The sequence below is a fragment of the Streptomyces incanus genome, from assembly GCF_042656345.1.
Classification (GTDB): Bacteria; Actinomycetota; Actinomycetes; order Streptomycetales; family Streptomycetaceae; genus Streptomyces; species Streptomyces incanus.
Genome location: NZ_JBHSPC010000003.1, coordinates 1 through 19,014 on the forward strand (window position 1 = coordinate 1; position 19,014 = coordinate 19,014).

11 protein-coding genes are annotated in these 19,014 nt (G+C 70.0%); 7 read left to right on the plus strand and 4 right to left on the minus strand.

Translation table 11 applies throughout. The features are described 5' to 3' along the window. Positions 1–350 precede the first annotated feature (350 nt). Positions 351–1,154, plus strand: a complete 804-nt coding sequence (locus ACFP2V_RS00625) for a polysaccharide deacetylase family protein (protein ID WP_381204295.1) — start codon at positions 351–353, stop codon at positions 1,152–1,154. Beyond that, the gene (locus ACFP2V_RS00630) at positions 1,154–2,377 is read left to right on the plus strand and encodes a YncE family protein (protein WP_381204296.1); all 1,224 of its coding nucleotides are present in this window, start codon (positions 1,154–1,156) and stop codon (positions 2,375–2,377) included. The genes ACFP2V_RS00625 and ACFP2V_RS00630 overlap by 1 nt, the downstream gene beginning before the upstream one ends. 340 nt (positions 2,378–2,717) lie before the next feature. Here ACFP2V_RS00630 and ACFP2V_RS00635 read toward each other — a convergent pair whose 3' ends face one another. From ACFP2V_RS00635 to ACFP2V_RS00645, 3 genes are all read right to left on the minus strand, one after another. Further along, complete coding sequence (locus ACFP2V_RS00635; RefSeq protein WP_381204297.1) at positions 2,718–4,358, minus strand: APC family permease; 1,641 nt, start codon at positions 4,356–4,358, stop codon at positions 2,718–2,720. Positions 4,359–4,527: 169 nt separating this feature from the next. Then, positions 4,528–5,256: a hypothetical protein gene (locus ACFP2V_RS00640; protein WP_381204298.1), complete on the minus strand. Its 729-nt coding sequence runs from the start codon at positions 5,254–5,256 to the stop codon at positions 4,528–4,530. A 335-nt stretch (positions 5,257–5,591) separates the two neighbouring features. Next, positions 5,592–7,364 carry a phosphatidylglycerol lysyltransferase domain-containing protein gene (locus ACFP2V_RS00645; RefSeq protein ID WP_381204299.1) on the minus strand — a complete coding sequence of 591 codons (1,773 nt, stop codon included), beginning with the start codon at positions 7,362–7,364 and terminating at the stop codon, positions 5,592–5,594. A 93-nt stretch (positions 7,365–7,457) separates the two neighbouring features. On the opposite strand from ACFP2V_RS00645, the gene ACFP2V_RS00650 reads away from it, so the two are divergent. The 5 genes from ACFP2V_RS00650 to ACFP2V_RS00670 all read left to right on the plus strand — a co-directional run bounded on the left by ACFP2V_RS00650 (position 7,458) and on the right by ACFP2V_RS00670 (position 14,997). Continuing rightward, positions 7,458–8,303, plus strand: coding sequence for a hypothetical protein (locus ACFP2V_RS00650; protein WP_381204352.1), 846 nt, complete (start codon positions 7,458–7,460; stop codon positions 8,301–8,303). 401 nt (positions 8,304–8,704) lie between these two features. Next, entirely contained in the window at positions 8,705–11,428 is a 2,724-nt protein-coding gene (acnA, locus tag ACFP2V_RS00655) for an aconitate hydratase AcnA (protein ID WP_381204300.1), read from the plus strand. Positions 11,429–11,614: 186 nt separating this feature from the next. Beyond that, complete coding sequence (locus ACFP2V_RS00660) at positions 11,615–12,058, plus strand: hypothetical protein (protein WP_381204301.1); 444 nt, start codon at positions 11,615–11,617, stop codon at positions 12,056–12,058. 10 nt (positions 12,059–12,068) lie between these two features. Then, entirely contained in the window at positions 12,069–13,610 is a 1,542-nt protein-coding gene (locus ACFP2V_RS00665) for a caspase, EACC1-associated type (RefSeq protein WP_381204302.1), read from the plus strand. Positions 13,611–13,908: 298 nt separating this feature from the next. Further along, entirely contained in the window at positions 13,909–14,997 is a 1,089-nt protein-coding gene (locus tag ACFP2V_RS00670; RefSeq protein WP_381204303.1) for a lytic polysaccharide monooxygenase auxiliary activity family 9 protein, read from the plus strand. Positions 14,998–15,102: 105 nt separating this feature from the next. Here the strand turns inward: ACFP2V_RS00670 and ACFP2V_RS00675 are convergent, their stop codons facing one another. Then, complete coding sequence (locus ACFP2V_RS00675; RefSeq protein WP_381204304.1) at positions 15,103–18,900, minus strand: GH92 family glycosyl hydrolase; 3,798 nt, start codon at positions 18,898–18,900, stop codon at positions 15,103–15,105. Between the last annotated feature and the right edge of the window lie 114 nt (positions 18,901–19,014).

Here is a 19,014-nt window from a genome sequence, read left to right on the forward strand (position 1 = left end):
GACCGCACCATCTGAACGATCACACAACGACACGATCCATTACTGGGAAAGGCTCAGTGCGCCCCACACCGGTAGGTCGGCGGCCGGCAGGAACAGCGACAGGGGGGTACGCGCCAGCTCGAGCCACCAGGGGTCGTGCCACCGACTAGGGCAAATGGGGGACCCCTACGCCAAAGCGGCAAAGCTGGCAATTATTTCCATTCATCCCCGCATGGGAAATGAATCTTAGGCGCGGCGTGTCGCCTACCTGGTTTTCGGTACGTAACCATGGGTCTCATGGGATGTTTCACTGACCCTGTAGTGAAAGCTTCAATGCGTACATTCCGATCATTCCGCCTTACGGTGTGCACATGAACGGTCGCGAGACACCGGTGCACCGCCGCAGCGCCCTGCGCTCGGGCGCCGGGGCGTTCCTGGCAGGCGCACTCACCGCAGGCTGTACGGACGACCGTGGCACCGCTCATGCTCCCCCTGCCCACGATGACCCGCCTCCCCACGCGCGGGAGGTCCCGGGCGCCGTACGCCCCGCACCGGCTCCCCACCGCTTCCCCGGCCGCCCGGTCCAGATCGAGTACGGCCCCCGCGACCGCGCCCGCGTCGCCCTCACCTTCCACGGCCAGGGCGACCCCGCCCTCGCCCGCACCGTCCTCGCCGAAGCCGAACGGACCGGAGCCCGGCTCACCGTCCTGGCCGTCGGCAGCTGGCTCGACGACCACCCCGCCATGGCCCGCCGGATCCTCGACGGCGGCCACGACCTCGGCAACCACACCCAGAGCCACCTCGACATCTCCACGATGGACGAGACGCAGGCGTACGCCGAGATCACCGGCTGTGCCGAACGCCTGCGCCGCCTCACCGGCTCCATCGGCACCTGGTTCCGCCCGTCGCGCACCCGGTACGCCACCCCGCTCGTCCAGCGCCTCGCCGGCCGGGCCGGCTACCCGCACGTCCTCTCCTACGACGTGGACTCCCTCGACTTCACCTCTCCGGGCGTCGCCGCCGTCACCCGCAAGGTCGCCGGCGAACTGCGTAACGGGTCCGTGGTCAGCCTGCACTTCGGCTACCCGGACACGGTTGCCGCACTGCCCCTCCTGCTCACCGAAATCAGCCGGCGCCGACTGCACGCGGTGACGACCACGGAGCTGTTGACCTGATGCTTCCCTCCTCGCGCACCACCACCACCACCACCACCACCACCACCACCACCGCCACCATCACCGCCGCCGCCCTGCTCGCGGGCGTGCTCGTCGCCGCGCTGACCGCCTGCGCCGGCGGCGAAGGCCGGCCCGCGCAGTCCCGCACCGAGGCCGCGGCGCCGACCGAGCCCGGGCGGGCCGAGCCCTCGCCGGGACTGCCCGGGATGCCGCCCGTGCTCGACCCGAAGGACATCTACGCGGCCGACCGGGCGGGAAAGCTCGCACCGGCGGTCAAGGACTTCCCGTCCCGGGTGTACGTCCCCAACACCGGCTCCCACACGGTGTCGGTGATCGACCCGTCGACGTACAAGGTCATCGAGACCATCCCCGTCGGCAACCAGCCGCAGCATGTCGTCCCGTCCTGGGACATGAAGACCCTCTGGGTCAACAACGACCTCGGCGACAGCCTCACGGCCATCGACCCGGCCACCGGGAAGACCGGCCGCACCGTGAAGGTCTCCGACCCGTACAACCTCTACTTCACCCCGAACGGCAAGTACGCCGTCGTCATGGCCTCGATGGACCGTGAACTGGTCTTCCGTGACCCGAAGACCATGGACCGGGCCAAGGCCGTCCCGGTGAGCTGCGCGGGCGTCAACCACGCCGACTTCACGGCGGACGGACGGTACTTCATCGTCTCCTGCGAGTTCTCCGGCGAACTCCTCAAGGTCGACACGGAGAAGATGAAGGTCGTAGGGCAGCAGAAGCTGCCGATGCAGGGCGCGATGCCGCAGGACGTCAAACTCTCGCCGGACGGCAAGACCTTCTACATCGCCGACATGATGGCGCACGGCGTGTGGGTGCTCGACGCCGAGAAGTTCACCACCCCGAAACTGCTGCCCACCGGCAAGGGCTGCCACGGGCTCTACATCAGCCGCGACTCCAGGCAGATGTACATCACCAACCGGGGCGAGGGATCGGTCTCCGTCTTCGACTTCGCAGCCGACAAGCTGACCGAGAAGTGGCACCTGCCCGACGGCGGCAGCCCCGACATGGGCGGAGTGTCCGCGGACGGCAAGGTGCTGTGGCTGTCCGGGCGTTACGACGCCGAGGTGTACGCGATCGACACCACCAGCGGCAAGCAGCTGGCCAGGATCCCGGTCGGCAGCGGACCTCACGGGCTGGCCGTCTACCCGCAGCCCGGCCGCTACTCGCTCGGCCACACCGGCGTCTTCCGCTGACCGCACCCCACCGCACCGTCGACAGCGGCCGGCCCGGTCCACCGGGAATCAGCAGCGCCTCCACCGGGCATTGCCACGTCGGCTGACCGGCGTGGGACGACCTTGTGGTCGGTCGTGCCGGGAGGGGTTCGCTCGGGTCGTCCGCGTCGCCGTCGTACCAGGGCCACCGGTACCCGGTCGAGGCGATCTCCCACTGCGTGTGACCGTACTTCCGCTTCCCGCACCATCCCCAAGGACACGGGAAGGGCTGTAGGCCAGGGCGCGGCGAAGAGCCGGGCAGGGCCGACGGCCACGCGGGGCACACCCGCACGGGGATGCCGGGGCCGTCCGCGGCCTCGGGTCAGCGGCCGGGCAGTGCCTCGACCGACCCGATGTACTCCTGGCTCTCCTCGTCGGGGAGACGGACCGACTGCGCCCAGAAGTAGATCAGCAGACTGAACACCGCGATGATCGCCATGTCCCACCACAAGGGCAGGGCTCCGGTCGCGCCGCAGGACACCGACGAGGCAGGCCCGCCGCTGCAGTAGCCACCTTGCCAGGAGATCAGGCCCAGGCCCACCAGATACGCCGGCAGCCACTGCGCGGAGCGCCAGTCCAGGTGCGGGACCCTCGGATCCTGCCCGAGCAGCGCCGAGGCGCCCAGCAGCACATAGCCGAGCACGATCGCCAGACCGAGCCGCCACAGGGTGTCCCAGCCCGCCCAGTAGATGATCAGGTTGGACACGATGAAGGCGACGGGCGCCCAGAACATGCCGCCCGCAAGGCGGTACGGACGGCGCCGGCCCGGGTCCTGCCTGCGCAGACACCCGAAGGCGAGCGGCGCGCCCGCGTACATCAGCACGCTGGCGGAGGTGACGAAGCCGACCAGCTTCTGCCAGGTGGGGAACGGCAGGAAGACGATGAGCCCGACGGCGAAGGCGAAGAGCAGACCGAACCAGGGAACCCCGCGCGCGGTGGTCCGTTCGAAGACCGCGGGCACATAACCGTTGCGGGAGAGACCGTACGACACCCGGGAGGCGGCGGTGCTGTAGATCAGGCCCGTGCCGGTCGGTGAGACGACCGCGTCGATGTAGATCAGCGCGGCGAGCCAGCCCAGCCCGGCGGACAGAGCCAGTCCGGCGAACGGCCCCGCCTTGTCGGTGAAGGACAGATCGGCCCAGCCGTGGACGAAGGCGCTCTGTGGCAGGGCCCCGATGAAGACCACCTGGAGTGCCAGGTAGAGGAGGGCGCCGAGGACGATCGAGCCGATCACCGCCCGTGGGATGTCCCGTGCCGGGTTGCGGCTCTCCCCCGCCAGTTGGTCCGCCTGTTCGAAGCCGAGGAGCGCGAAGATGATCCCGCCGGTACTGACGGCGGAGAGCACACCCTGGACGCCGAACGGGGCGAAGCCCTGGTGGCCGAAATTACTCCCGTGGAAGGTGGTCCCCGCCAGGACGACGATGGTGAGCACGGGGACGGCGATCTTCCACCAGGTGGCCAGGCTGTTGGTGTGGGCGAGCCAGCGGATGCCGAAGAAGTTGACGAGGACGAAGAAGGCCATGAAGGCGACGGCCAGCCCGTACCCGGCGGCAGTCAGCTGGTTCTCCCCCGTCTGTACCCAGTCGGCGTGGACGCTGAGGTAGTTCAGCGACGCCATGACCTCGATCGGGGCCGTAGCGACGGCCTGCAGCCAGGAGAACCAGCCGAAGGAGGCCCCGGCCACGCTGCCGAAGGCGTAGTGCGGGAAGCGCGCGGTGCCTCCCGCGACCGGATACATGGCCCCCAGTTCCGCGTGGACGAACGCCAGAACAGTGATCGCCAGTGCCCCGATCCCCCAGGAGACAAGGGCGGCGGTCCCGGCCGCCTGCGCGGCGAACAACGCGCCGAACAGCCAGCCGGAGCCGATGATGGACCCCACGGAGGTCCAGATGAGGCCGATCAGCCCGATGTCTCGCCGGAGACCCGGCTTCGATAACACCTCAGGCGTGGCGGACGCCGGCATCTGACACGCAACCTCGCTCCGGTGAGGACGGGACGCGCAGTCGTTCTGGCGCATCCCGCTGACCCCCTTCTCCCTTTCCCGGCACCTGCCCGAGCACTCCGGCACGGCAGAACTTGCTCCGAACGGAGTCCCGACAGGCGTAGGGCTCGCGGTTCGTCCGGCAGGGGACTCAGGTCCCGGCCGGTGGCGCCCCGGACCGGCCCGCGTCGCCGTCCCCACCGCCGGCGGACAGGCGCCGACGCCGCAGCGCCGAGAACTCCGAGAGCGCGGACACCGCCAACGCTGCCACGATCGCCACCAGGTGCTCCTTGCCCGCGAGATCGGGCTTGACGACCGCCTCGACGACCATGGCCACGATGACCAGGGTCCCGGTGAACCAGGCGCGGAAGCGCAGGCAGAGGCAGATCGCGAGGCCGACCACCGCGCCCGACGGGCCGGTGTCGACGGCCTGGGCGTCGGCTGCCGGAAACCCGAGCGCCCCGTCCGGGCCGATCGCGATGCCGATCCGGGCGTACAGGACGCCGGCCAGCGTGCAGACGTAGGCGATGAGCAGCGTCCGTCGCCGTCCCAGCGTGATCTCCGCGATCCCGAAGACCAGCAGTACCTGTGCCAGCGCGCCCCACACCGGTAGGTCCGCGGCCGGTACGAACAGCGACAGGGGGATACGCGCCAGCTCGAGCCACCAGGGGTCGGCCGCCCGTACGAAGCCGATGTCCTGAACGAGCCCGTGGCCCCAGTACCGGTTCCGCGGCTGCTGCGCCACCTGGAAGAGGACGATGAGGCAGAGAGCGGTGAGCGTCAGTGGAATCGCCCGCCACCCTCGGCCGGCGAGCCCGGCGCGTACGGCCGCCCACATCAGGCCCCACTCCCGGCGTACGAGGATGGCCGCGGTTCTCACCGGGCGGTTCCCCGAAGGCCGCTGTGCGACGGGCCGGGGGCTTTGGGCGACCGCTGCGCACGGCCCGACGGCAGCCGCTCGGTCCCCCGTGGGCGCGGAAGGGAAGCGTGCGCCGCGCGGCGCAGAGCGAGGGTCGTCCTCCCGCAGTGCGGGGAACCGGGCCCGGTGTCCGACCGGAACAGACCGAGTGCCGGCGGGGCCTGGGGGACGTCTCCCTCGTCCGCCCGCGGGACACGTTCGCTGATCACCAGGTCAGCGTGGCACCACGGCACCGGATACACACCCCGAATCCCCGTCGCGTCGGCCCGAAACCGGCATTCGGGGCCCGGGACCGGCTACGGCCCGGGGTCCGTACTCCTCATGCGCTGCCGGTTGAGCCATTTCGGCAGCCCCGGTGCTTCGAGGAAACCCTCGGCGCGGGCGCTCGCCACGGTGATGCGCAGCAGGTCGGCGCTCTTCTCGAAGAGCAGGTACCGCGGTTCCCAGATGGGCCGGTACTTGGCGTTGGCGTGGTACAGCGACTCGATCTGCCACCAGCGGGAGAAGAAGCTGAGCAACGAGCGCCACAGGCGCAGCACCGGTCCGGCACCGAGCCGGGAGCCGCGCTCGAAGACGGAGCGGAACATCGCGAAGTTCAGGGAGACCTGACGGATTCCGAACTCCCCGGCGTGCTGGATCAGCTTCAGCACCATGAATTCGAAGAGGCCGTTCTCGGAGTCGCGGTCCCGGCGCATCAGGTCCAGGGACAGCCCTTCGTCGCCCCAGGGCACGAAGCTGAGCAGGCCGCGCGGACGTTCCCCGTCGCAACAGAGCACCATCACGCAGCGGCCGTCCTGCGGGTCGCCGAGGCGGCCCAGCGCCATGGAGAAGCCGCGTTCCGTCTCACCGTCGCGCCAGTCGTCCGCGAGCCGGATCAGCTCGGCCATCTCCTGTGGCGGGATGTCCTCGTGACGGCGGACCCGGACGGCATAACCCGCCCGCTCGATACGGTGGTAAGCCTGGCGCACACCGCGCATGGCGCGGCCTTCGAGGGTGAACTCACCGAGGTCGACAATCGCCTCGTCGCCCAGTTCCAGGGCGTTCAGGCCGTGCCGGGTGTAGACCGTGCCGCCCTCCTCGCTCGCCCCGATCACGGCCGGGGTCCACCCGTGCTCCCGGGCCTGGGCGAGCCAGCGGTCGATCGCCCCCGGCCACGCCTCCGGGTCGCCGATCGGGTCGCCGGACGCCAGTGACACCCCGCTCACCACCCGGTAGGTGACGGCGGACTTGCGCGACGGGGACCAGACGACGCTCTTGTCGCGCCGCAGCGCGAAGTACCCCAGGGAGTCGCGTTCCCCGTGCCGCTCCAGCAGCGCGCGCAGACCTCGCCAGTCTTCCCCGGTCATGGCGTCGACGGCCCGTCGGGAGCGGAACGCCGCGTACAGGACCAGCAGGACCAGCGCCGTGCTCATGATGTTGATCAGCACATTGGCCCACCTGGGAGTGGTGATGGCCCCGAAGTGAACGTCCTCGTAGGCGAGGGAGATCATGCGGAGCACCCCGTAGTGCCAGCGCTGCAGGAAGGTGGAGCGCACGGCGTCCGGGTCGGTGTTGGTCACCGTGACCAGCGCGGCGGCAAGCAGCGAACACGCCAGGAATCCCCCCACGGCGACCGAAGCCGCCAGCTTCGGGTTGGACCGGTCGCCCTTCGCGCGGAACTCGCGCCGCCCGCCGAGCAGAGCGGCGACGAAGAGCGCGGTGAGGAACACCGAGATCCAGTTCTGGGCGTGCTGCCGGTAGACCGGCAGTCCCATCGCCAGGGCGCTCAGGACCAGAACCAGACCGGCGAGCACGAGATTGAGGATCCATGCCGCGCGCTTGCGACGCCGCATGGTGACGGCCAGGAAGAGCGAGACGGAGCCGGAGAAGAACCCCGCCGTCAGCAGGTAGGGCGTGAAGAACTCGTTGTCGTTGTGCCGCCGGATGTCGTTGCCGAACGAGACCCAGACCGCGGCCAGGAAGTTGACGAACGTCACGGCCCGCAGATACCAGACCGCCGACAGGTAGCAGCGCCGCGACCGGCTCCCCCGATCACTTCCCGCCTGCCGAACCGGCCGAGCACGCCCCATGGATGTGACGATAGGAGCTGAAAGGGCCATATGCGCGCTCCACGGCATTGTCGGTGAGTTGCGCCGCTCTACAGTGCCCCCGTGCTCCTCGGGATGATCTGCGCCCTCGCCTCGGCGATCTGCTACGGAACGGCCTCCGCCCTGCAGGCCGTCGCCGCGCGCGCCGCGGAACCCGGAACCGGCTCCGGCCTCGACCCCGCGCTGCTGTCGCGCGCCCTGCGCCAGTGGCGCTATGCCGCCGGCCTGGCCCTCGACGGGATCGGTTTCCTCTTCCAGATCGTCGCGCTGCGCTCCATCCCGCTCTACGCGGTGGGCTCGGCGCTCGCCGCCAGCCTCGCGGTCACCGCCGTGGCCGCCGTCCGGCTGCTCGGCATCCGGCTGAGCCGGACCCAGTGGGGCGCGGTCGCGGCGGTCTGCGCGGGGCTGACGATGATCGGCCTCGCGTCCGGCCCGGCCGGCAACCGCGCCGCGCCCGCGGCCCTGGGCTGGTCGCTGCTGGCCACCGTCGTCGTGGTCCTCCTCTCCGGCGCGCTGCTGGGCCGCCTCCCCGCCGGGCCGCGCGCCCTGCTGCTGGGTCTCGGCGCGGGTCTGGGGTTCGGCACGGTCCAGGTCGCCGTCCGGCTGATCGACTCCCTGGCCGTCCCCGGAATCCTCATCGGCCCGGCGCCGTACGCGCTGCTGGTGGGCGGAGCGACCGGATTCCTCTTCCTCACCTCGGCGTTCCAGCGTGGTTCGGTCACGGTGGCGACAGCGGGCATGGTGCTCGGCGAGACGATCGGCCCCGCCCTGGTGGGCGTGGCATGGCTCGGCGACCGGCCTCGCGAGGGTCTGCAGGGGCTGGCGTTCGCGGGTTGCGCGGTGGCGGTGGCCGGGTCGCTGACGCTCGCGCGGTTCGGCGAGCCGCCATCGGAGGGCACCGGGGCGAAGGGTCCGGAGTAGCTGTACGCGGCGGGGCGGGGGAGCCCGGGCGGGCTCACGGGGCGGGCCTTTCCGAAGGCCGGGCCGGGAACTCGGCGCGGGGACCCGGCGCGGGGACTCGGCCCTGCTTGCCACGGATCGGCTTCGACAGGCGCCCCGTACCTGTTTCTGGTGAGGATCGCTTACCTTCGCTGCGACAGGTCGAACGGGCCCGCGCATGACCTGGCGGCCGTCGTGTATTAGAGTTATCTCGACATCGAGATATCAGCCGAGGTGCACCGCAGTCGCCACAGCCCGGTAAGGGATACCTAACTCAGCCTTACCTCAGCGGATCGGTCGAGACGCAGTGGCGGCACCACGCGGCGGTAGCCGCACATGGGTTGCGGTGTGATGGTACGCGCACATCAATGAAGGAGACTGTCGTGTCGGCGAACAGCTTCGACGCCCGCAGCACGCTGCAGGTGGGCGACGAGTCGTACGAGATCTTCCGGCTGGACAAGGTCGAGGGCGCCGCACGCCTTCCCTACAGCCTGAAGGTGCTGCTGGAGAACCTGCTCCGTACCGAGGACGGCGCGAACATCACCGCCGACCACATCCGCGCGCTCGGCTCCTGGAACTCCCAGGCCCAGCCGTCGGAGGAGATCCAGTTCACCCCGGCCCGTGTGATCATGCAGGACTTCACCGGTGTCCCCTGCGTCGTGGACCTCGCCACCATGCGCGAGGCCGTCAAGGAGCTGGGCGGTGACCCGGCGAAGATCAACCCGCTGGCGCCGGCCGAGCTGGTCATCGACCACTCCGTCATCGCCGACAAGTTCGGCACCAACGACGCCTTCAAGCAGAACGTCGACCTGGAGTACGGCCGCAACAAGGAGCGCTACCAGTTCCTGCGCTGGGGCCAGACCGCCTTCGACGAGTTCAAGGTCGTCCCGCCCGGCACCGGCATCGTCCACCAGGTGAACATCGAGCACCTGGCCCGCGTCGTCATGATCCGTGACGGCAAGGCCTACCCCGACACCCTGGTCGGCACCGACTCGCACACCACCATGGTCAACGGCCTCGGCGTCCTCGGCTGGGGCGTCGGCGGCATCGAGGCCGAGGCCGCCATGCTCGGCCAGCCGGTCTCCATGCTGATCCCGCGCGTCGTCGGCTTCAAGCTGACCGGCGAGCTGCAGCCCGGCACCACCGCCACCGACCTGGTGCTGACCATCACCGAGATGCTGCGCAAGCACGGCGTCGTCGGCAAGTTCGTCGAGTTCTACGGCGAGGGCGTCGCCGCGACGAGCCTGGCCAACCGCGCCACCATCGGCAACATGTCGCCGGAGTTCGGCTCCACCGCCGCGATCTTCCCGATCGACGACGAGACGCTGAACTACCTGCGCCTGACCGGCCGCAGCGACCAGCAGGTCGCGCTCGTCGAGGCGTACGCCAAGGAGCAGGGCCTCTGGCTGGACCCGAAGGCCGAGCCCGACTTCTCCGAGAAGCTCGAGCTGAACCTGGCCACCGTCGTGCCCTCCATCGCCGGCCCGAAGCGCCCGCAGGACCGCATCGTCCTCGCCGACGCCAAGGCCCAGTTCGCCCAGGACGTACGCAACTACGTCAAGGACGGCGGTGACGTCGACGAGGCCAGCAAGGAGTCCTTCCCGGCCTCCGACGCCCCGGCCATCTCCAACGGCGCCCCCAGCCACAAGGTGAAGGTCACCGCGGCCGACGGCACGGAGTACGAGCTCGACCACGGCCACGTCACCGTCGCCGCGATCACCTCCTGCACCAACACCTCCAACCCGTACGTCATGGTCGCCGCCGCCCTGGTGGCCAAGAAGGCGGTCGAGAAGGGCCTGACCCGCAAGCCGTGGGTCAAGACCACCCTCGCCCCGGGCTCCAAGGTCGTCACCGACTACTTCGACAAGGCGGGCCTGACCCCGTACCTCGACAAGGTCGGGTTCAACCTGGTCGGCTACGGCTGCACCACCTGCATCGGCAACTCCGGCCCGCTGCCGGACGAGGTCTCCAAGGCGGTCAACGAGCACGACCTCGCCGTCACCTCGGTCCTCTCCGGCAACCGCAACTTCGAGGGCCGGATCAACCCCGACGTCAAGATGAACTACCTGGCGTCCCCGCCGCTGGTCGTGGCCTACGCCCTCGCCGGTTCGATGAAGGTGGACATCACCCGCGAGTCCCTGGGCCTGGACCAGGACGGCAACCCCGTCTTCCTCAAGGACATCTGGCCGAGCGAGGCCGAGGTCAACGACGTCGTCGCCAACACCATCGGCGAGGACATGTTCACCAAGTCCTACGCCGACGTCTTCGCCGGCGACGCCCAGTGGCAGGCGCTGCCGATCCCGACCGGCAACACCTTCGAGTGGGACACCGAGTCCACCTACGTCCGCAAGCCCCCGTACTTCGAGGGCATGGGCATGGACCCGGCCCCGGTCGAGGACATCGCCGGCGCCCGCGTGCTGGCCAAGCTGGGCGACTCGGTCACCACCGACCACATCTCCCCGGCCGGCGCCATCAAGGCCGACACCCCGGCCGGCAAGTACCTCACGGAGCACGGCGTCGAGCGCCGCGACTTCAACAGCTACGGCTCCCGCCGCGGCAACCACGAGGTCATGATCCGCGGTACGTTCGCCAACATCCGCCTGCGCAACCAGATCGCGCCGGGCACCGAGGGCGGCTACACGCGCGACTTCACGCAGGCCGACGCCCCGGTCTCGTTCATCTACGACGCCTCGCGCAACTACATCGACCAGGGCATCCCGCTGGTCGTCCTGGCGGGCAAGGAGTACGGCTCCGGCTCGTCCCGCGACTGGGCCGCCAAGGGCACCGCGCTGCTCGGCGTCAAGGCCGTCATCGCCGAGTCGTACGAGCGCATCCACCGCTCGAACCTCATCGGCATGGGCGTCCTGCCGCTCCAGTTCCCGGAGGGCCACACCGCCGAGACGCTCGGCCTCACCGGCGAGGAGACCTTCTCCTTCACCGGCGTCACCGAGCTGAACAACGGCACCATCCCGAGCACGGTGAAGGTCACGACCGACACGGGCGTCGAGTTCGACGCGGTCGTCCGCATCGACACCCCCGGCGAGGCGGACTACTACCGCAACGGCGGCATCCTGCAGTACGTGCTGCGCAGCCTGATCAGCAAGTGACCTGATCGGCAAGCAAGCGGTATCGCAGGGCAGTCGAGGGCCGCATCCCGTCCGACGGGGTGCGGCCCTCGCCCTTGTCCCGCTCCCGTCCCGCCCTTGTCCCGGTCCCGTCTCCGTCCTTTCCCCGCCCGGCCACGTCCCGGCCCCCGTTGTACGCTGGAGCATCACCAGGCGACGGGGGTGGCGGTGAGCCGCGGCAGTGAGCGCATGCAACTCGTACTGACCGGAGGTCCGGACAGTGACCAGGAAGAGCTCGACGAACTGACCCGGCACCTGCGCGAGCGCCTGCTCGAGCTGGACGTCGAGCGGGTCGAGCAGGCCCGTTCCGGTCACGTCCCCGCCGGTGCCAAACCGGCGGACGCGATCGCCGTCGGCGCACTCGCGGTGACCCTGGCCCCCATCGCGCTCCGATCGGTGCTGGGTCTCGTCCGGACCTGGATCGAGAACCGGCCGGTGCGTACCGTCAGCATCGCGCTGGGCGGGGACAGTCTGGAGCTGGAGGCCGTCTCCGCCGCCGACCAACAGCGCCTCGTCGAGGCCTTCCTGGCCGCCCGCGCCACGACGGGTGAGGACGGCGGCCGGGACGCGGACGACAGCTCCGGCGCTCCCGGTGCCGGGCCGGAGGGCTGAGGGGGCGACCGTGTCCACAGGCCGCTTCGCCCTGCTCGTCGCCACCGGCCGCTACGACAACCAGGCGCTGAGACAGCTCCGTTCACCCGTCCGGGACGCGCACGGCCTGGCCCGGGTGCTCGAGGACCCGCTGATCGGCGACTTCGAGGTCAGCAGGGTCGTCGACGGCCGTCACCACGAGGTGACCCGGGCCGTCGAACTCTTCTTCCTCGACCGCCGCCGGGATGACGTCCTCCTGCTCCACCTCTCCTGCCACGGCGTCAAAAACGACAACGGCGAACTGCACTTCGCCACCACCGACACCGACCACAGGCTGCTCGCCTCCACTTCCGTTCCCGCCGCGTTCCTGCACCTCCAGATGCGCCGGTGCCGGGCACGGTCCATCATCCTGCTCCTGGACTGCTGCTACAGCGGCGCCTTCCTGCCGGGCAGCAAGGGCGACACGATGGTGCACCTCAGGGACGAACTCGCCGGACACGGCCGGGCGGTGCTCACCGCGACCAACCGCACCGAATACGCCTGGGAGGGTGATCGACTCGACGAACTGGAGCCGCAGCCCTCCCGGTTCACCGGTGCCGTCATCAAGGGCCTGCGCTCGGGCGAGGCGGACCGCGACGGGGACGGGGTGATCGGCGTCCACGAGCTCTACGACTACGTGTACGACGAACTGCAGGCGGCCCAGGTCACCCAGCGCCCCCAGATGTGGGCCGAGCTGGAGCACCGGGTCGTGGTCGCGCGCTCGGTGCGCGGGCAGCGGCAGGAACAGGGGCACGGGCAGGAGCCGGGACACGAGCCGGTGGCCCCGGTGCCTCCGCCGGGCGACGGCCTTCCCTCCGCGCGGCTCCCCGCACTGGTGCTGATCGCCGAGTCGCTGAGCGGACTGGCGTGCATGGAGGACGCCCGGAGCCGGGCGGAGTTCGCGATGGTGCTGGGGGAGGAGCTGAGCCGCCGTGTCGACCTGCGGGGTGTCCGGCTGCGGGAGGACGTGGCGACGATGGCGCGGGCCGCGGTGAAGCGGGACGGCGGTGTGCGTGCGCTGCTGTGGACGGTGGAGCTCTTCGAAGGCCGGGGCGTGGCGGCCGAGTTGGCGCGGGAGCTGGGCGAGGGCGGCAGTGCCGCCTCCGCCGCCCCTACTGCCTTCGCCGCACCCGCCGCCCCCGCCGTACCTGCAGCCTCCACCGCACCCGCCGCCTCCGCGGCCCTCACCGCCCCCGGCCCGGCCGGAGAGCCGGACTCCCGTTCCGCTCTCCGTTTCGGCTCTCCGCGTCGTTCCCGGAAGGTGACGCTGTTCCTGCGCCTCACCGGAGAGTTGAGCACGTTGGCGTGCATGGCGGACCCACAGGGCCGGGCGCAGTTCGCGTCCGTCCTGGGGGAGCAGTTGGACCGCCCGGTCGACCTGCGCGGTACCCGGCTCCGCGAGGACGTGGTGGTGATGGTCCGGGCGGCGCTGAACGCCCCGCACGGGGACCGCGTGTTGGCGAGCGTGGTCAGACTCCTCGAGGGAGCGCAGGCGGCCGCCGCCGTCGAACGGATTTTTGACGAGCCGTCCTGAATGGCGCGTAACCGACGCTGGAGCCGCCCTCGTTGCGCCACCCGTTTACAAGCGGAGCCTCCGGCGCTACCTTCCCCGTACGAGTGAGATGGGAGCGCTCCCATCCTTCGTCGGACCGGAACCCGTCGCAGGGATGCTCCCGTCTCGCTCGGCCCCACGCGTGCAGCGCACGCACATGCACGCATATGTACACGCACGCGCGCCCATGCGCACGCGCCCATGCGCACGCACCCATGCGCACGACCCGTGACCCGTAGCACTCGCAGCGACGGACAGGTGTGTCATGATCCTGGCAAAAATGAGAACAAGGGCGAGGGGCGGCACCGCTCCCCGGCCCACGCTCCCCACCCGCACCAGAACCCTCTTCCTGGTCCTCGTCTCCCTGCTCGCCACCATCCCGGCCGTCGGCCTGGTCATGACCGCGGGCGGCGAGGCGGAGGCGCACGGGACGCCGATGAAGCCCGCCAGCCGGACCTTCCTGTGCTGGCAGGACGGACTGACCGCCACCGGTGAGATCAAGCCGGTCAACCCGGCGTGCAAGGCCGCGGCACAGGTCAGCGGCACCACGCCGTTCTACAACTGGTTCTCCGTACTGCGCTCCGACGGCGCCGGCCGCACCCGCGGTTTCGTGCCGGACGGGCAGCTGTGCAGCGGAGGCAACACCAGCTTCACCGGCTTCAACCAGCCGCGTAACGACTGGCCGCTCACCCACCTCACCTCGGGTGCGACCGTCGACTTCTCCTACAACGCCTGGGCCGCGCACCCGGGCTGGTTCTACGTGTACATCACCAAGGACGGCTTCGACCCGACCCGGACCCTCACCTGGAACGACATGGAGGAGCGGCCGTTCCTCTCCGTCGATCACCCGCCGCTCAAGGGGTCCCCGGGCACCGTCGATGCCAACTACTCCTGGACCGGGAAGCTTCCGGGGGGCAAGTCGGGCCGCCACATCGTCTACATGGTCTGGCAGCGTTCGGACAGCGCGGAGACCTTCTACTCCTGCTCCGACGTCGTCTTCGACGGCGGCAACGGCGAGGTGACCGGCATCAAGGAGCCCGGCAACCCCCCGACCGAGCCCGTTCCCGGCCGGTGCACCGCCACCCGCAGCACGACGGGCAGCTGGAACGGCGGCTACCAGTCCCAGGTGACCGTCACCAACAGCGGTGACGTCCCCATGCTCGGCTGGATGGTCGACTGGACCCTCCCGGCCGGCCAGCGGATCGACAGTCTGTGGAGCGGCAACGCCACCTACCAGGGCCAGGCCGTCATGGTCCACAACGCCGACTACAACGGCGCGCTGAATCCGGGACAGAGCGCCACCTTCGGCTATGTCGTCTCCGGCTCCGGCGGCGACAGTACGACGAGCCTGCCCTGCCGGGTCGGCTGAACGGCTGAACCCGTGCCGCGCGCGGCGGTGACACGACGCGCCGGTGACACGACGAAGCGGGTCCGGGCCACCACGGTCCGGACCCGCTTGCGGCGCGCGGCCGGCTCAGCTCAGCAGTTCCACCTCCGTCAGCGCCGCCTCACCACTGAGGACCAGCCGGTAGTGGCCGTACTTCCCCGGCCTGTCCACCGAGAAGGCCCGCGTCTGCCGGTCCCAGCGGAAGGTGTCCGGGTCGTCCGCCCGCTTGTCCAGGTCCTTCCACGTCGTGCCGTCGGACGAGCCCTGCAGGACCCATCCCGTGGGCGCCTCGGTGTGGTCCGCGGACGTCAGCGTGTACTGCACCGCCTTCGTCCCGCCGGTCACCGGCAGGTCGACCGTGGACACCGTGGCACCGGTCGCCGAGGAGTTGTCGAACAGGGCGCCCCCGCCCTTCAGCACGTCCTCGCGGGGCGTGGGCACCGTGTCGTCCTGGGTGATCGACACGGGTGCCGCCTTCTTGCCGGTGCCCCACGACGACGGCCGCGAGCCCATGTCGAACTCCAGGACCCCGCCCTTGGCGAGCACCGAGTGCGGCAGCGAGGTCTTGTCCCAGCTCCGGCCGTTGACCTTCAGGCCTTGTACGTACACGTTCTTCGCGCTGTTCTTCGGCGCCCTGACGACCAGCTCGCGGCCGTTCTCCAGGTGCACGGTCACCTTCTTGAACAGCGGGGAGCCGATGGCGTACTCGCCGCTGCCCATCACCAGCGGGTAGAAGCCGAGCGAGGAGAACAGGTACCAGGCCGACTGCTCGCCGTTGTCCTCGTCCCCGTGGTAGCCCTGCCCGATCTCGCTGCCGGTGTAGAGCCGCGACAGTACCTCACGGACGTTCTTCTGGGTCTTCCAGGGCTGTCCGGCCGCGTCGTACATGTACAGGGCGTGGTGGGCCACCTGGTTGGAGTGCCCGTACATGCCCATCCGGACGTCCCGCGCCTCGGTCATCTCGTGGATGACCCCGCCGTAGGAGCCGACGAACTCGGCGGAAGCCGTCTCCGGGGTGGCGAGGTACTCGTCGAGCTTGTCCGCGAGGCCGTCGCGCCCGCCGTACAGGTTGGCCAGGCCCCGACTGTCCTGCGGGGCGGTGAAGGCGTAGCCCCAGCCGTTCGTCTCGGTGTAGTCGTAGCCCCACACCCGCGGGTCGTACGTCGAGGACTCGACGCGCCAGTCGCCCTTCGTGCTCTTCCCCTGGAAGAAACCGGCCTTGGAGTCGAACAGGTTGACGTACTCCTGGGCCCGGTCGAGGAAGTAGGCGGACTCCTCCTGGTAGCGCCTGTCGCCGGTCTTCTTGTGGAGTGCCTCGCCCATCCGGGCGATGCCGTAGTCGTTGAGGTAGCCCTCCAGGGCCCACGACAGGCCCTCGTGCGTCTCGGTGCCGGTGTAGCCGAGGAAGGGCGAGGTCGCCATGCCCTTGCGGCCGACGCCCGACGACGGGGGCACGACGGTGGCGTTCTTCACCGCCGCGTCGTACGCCGCCTCCGCGTCGAAGTCCACGCCCTTGACGTACGCGTCGGCGAACGCGACGTCCGAGGAGGTGCCGGTCATCAGGTCGGCGTAGCCGGGGGAGGACCAGCGGGAGGTCCAGCCGCCGTCCTTGTAGTGCTGCACGAACCCGTCGACCAGCTCGCCCGCCTTGGCGGGGGTCAGGAAGGAGTACGCCGGCCAGGTGGTCCGGTAGGTGTCCCAGAAGCCGTTGTTGACGTACACCTTGCCGTCGACGATCTTCGCGCCGGTGTGCGTCGGAGTGTCGGGCCCGGGCATCTTGGAGAACGGGGAGGCGTACCGGTACGTGCCGCCGACCTTCTCGAAGCCCGAGTTCGGGTACAGGTACAGCCGGTAGAGGCTCGAGTAGAGCGTGGTCAGCTGGTCCGGCGTGGCACCCTCGACCTCGACCTTGCCGAGCAGCTTGTCCCACTGCCGCTGGGCGTTCTGCTTGACCGACTCGAAGGACCGGCCCGCGGGGATCTCCTGGCGCAGGTTGTCCTTCGCCTGGTCGACGCTGATCAGCGAGGTGGCCAGGCGCAGGGTGACCGTCCGGTCCTTGCCCGCGTCGAACCGCAGGTGGCCCTTGACGCCCTCGGCGGAACCGTCCGTCACCGGCTTGTCGAACTCGCCGTGCACGAACAGCCGGGTGGCGCCCGTGGACAGCCCGGACTTCACGTCCGAGTAGCCGTTGAAGGTGCCGTTCTCCTCGTCGAGGGTCAGCCCCGCCTGGCCGGTGGCATTGTCGAACAGGACGCTCGCGTCGTCGCCCGGGTAGGTGAAGCGCATGACCGCCGCATGGTCCGTCGGCGCGATCTCCGCCTTCTGGCCGTTCTCGAACCGCACCCCGTAGTAGTACGGCCGCGCGGTCTCGTTCTCGTGCCGGAAGGCCAGCTCCCGCTCCTCGCGGCCCGGTTTCGGGGTGCCGGAGGCGGCGGAGGGCAGCACCTGGAAGGTCTGCCGGTCGCCCATCCACGGGCTCGGCTCATGACTCGCGCTGAACGCCTGGATCGTCGGCAGGTTGTCCCCGTTGTTGCCGCGCGCGTAGTCGTACAGCCAGCTCAGGGAACCGGCGTTGGTCACCGGCGTCCAGAAGTTGAAGCCGTGCGGCACGGCGGTCGCCGGGAAGTTGTTGCCGCGCGAGAAGCCACCGCTGGAGTTGGTGCCCCGGGTCGTCACCGCGTAGTCGGACAGATGAGCCTTCGGCCGCTCGGGCTGCGCCGACTTGAGCGACACGTCGTCCAGCCAGCCCCGGAACTTCGCGGGCCCCTTGGGGGAGTCGTACGCCACCAGGATCCGGTCGACCGTCCTGCCGGCCGCGACCGAGCCGATCCCCGACTCGACGCTGTTCCACTGGTTGACGTACAGCACCTTGGCGTCGCCCTGCCCACGCGGGGTCAGCGGGAAGCCGTGCCGGTCGGTGGCGCGCAGGTCGCTCAGATAGGTGCCGTCGGTGAAGGCCAGGTCGACGGAGACGTTCGTGGCGTCGTAGTCGAGGTCGCCGTCCGCCATCGACGGGAAGATCTTGTACGACAGCTCCGTACGGCGGTCGACCTTCACATTGACGTCGAAGACCTTGTTGTACGAGTAGGCCCGCTCCCCGGCCGTGTGCCGACCGGCGTAACGCAGTGCACGCTTTCCGGTGAATCCGGCGCCCGACTTCGCCGTCGGGGAGCCGCTCGGGCCGCGGTCGACCAGTGAGAGCATGTCCTGCGGGACCGGCTCCTCGGTGTCGCCGGTGGAGAACTGGACGTCGGCGAGCTGGAGCGCGTCCGCCCCGCCGTTCTTCGTGATCTCCAGCCGGAAGTGCCGGTACCCGGCGACGGCCGACGCGTCCAGGTCGTAGACCTTGGTCTGGAACCGCTCCGCGAACGTCTCGCCCGAACGGGTGTCGAGGGTCGTCCAGTTCTCCCCGTCGGCCGAACCCTTCAGGGTCCAGTCCCGTGGGTCGCGCGGGGCGAAGTCGTTGGCCGAGGTGAGCGCGTACCGGACCACCTCGACCGGTGCGTCCAGGTCGAACTCGGCCCAGCCGGTGGACGTGAAGGCCAGCCACTTGCTGCTGGGCTCGCCGTCGACGAGGTTCTCCTTCACCTCCCCGGCGCCCGCGTTCTCCGAGCTGGCGCGCACGTCCGTGACATGGTCGGTGACGTTGCCCGGTATGCCGCTGCTGTAGCCGCCGTCGACGCCCGAGGCGCGTTTCTTGCCGCCCCGTGGGGCGTCGACGGTGTTCAGCCAGTCGGGGGCCGGTTCCCCGGCCTCGAACGACGAAGCGAACTCCCGGTCCGCCTTCGCGGGTGCCCCGGGCAGTGCGACCGCGACGCCCGGGGAGGCCGCCGCCACGGCAAAGGCGGTCGTCGCGACGACCGCCGGGCCCCATCTGTGCCGCATTCTGTGCCGAACTCCGTGCTGCATGCGCGAGCACCCTCCCTGGGTTGGACAACGTTGTCAGAATTGCTGCGCAAGCACCAGTAGTGGGTCAAGTGAAGGGTGGTGTCAAGGGTG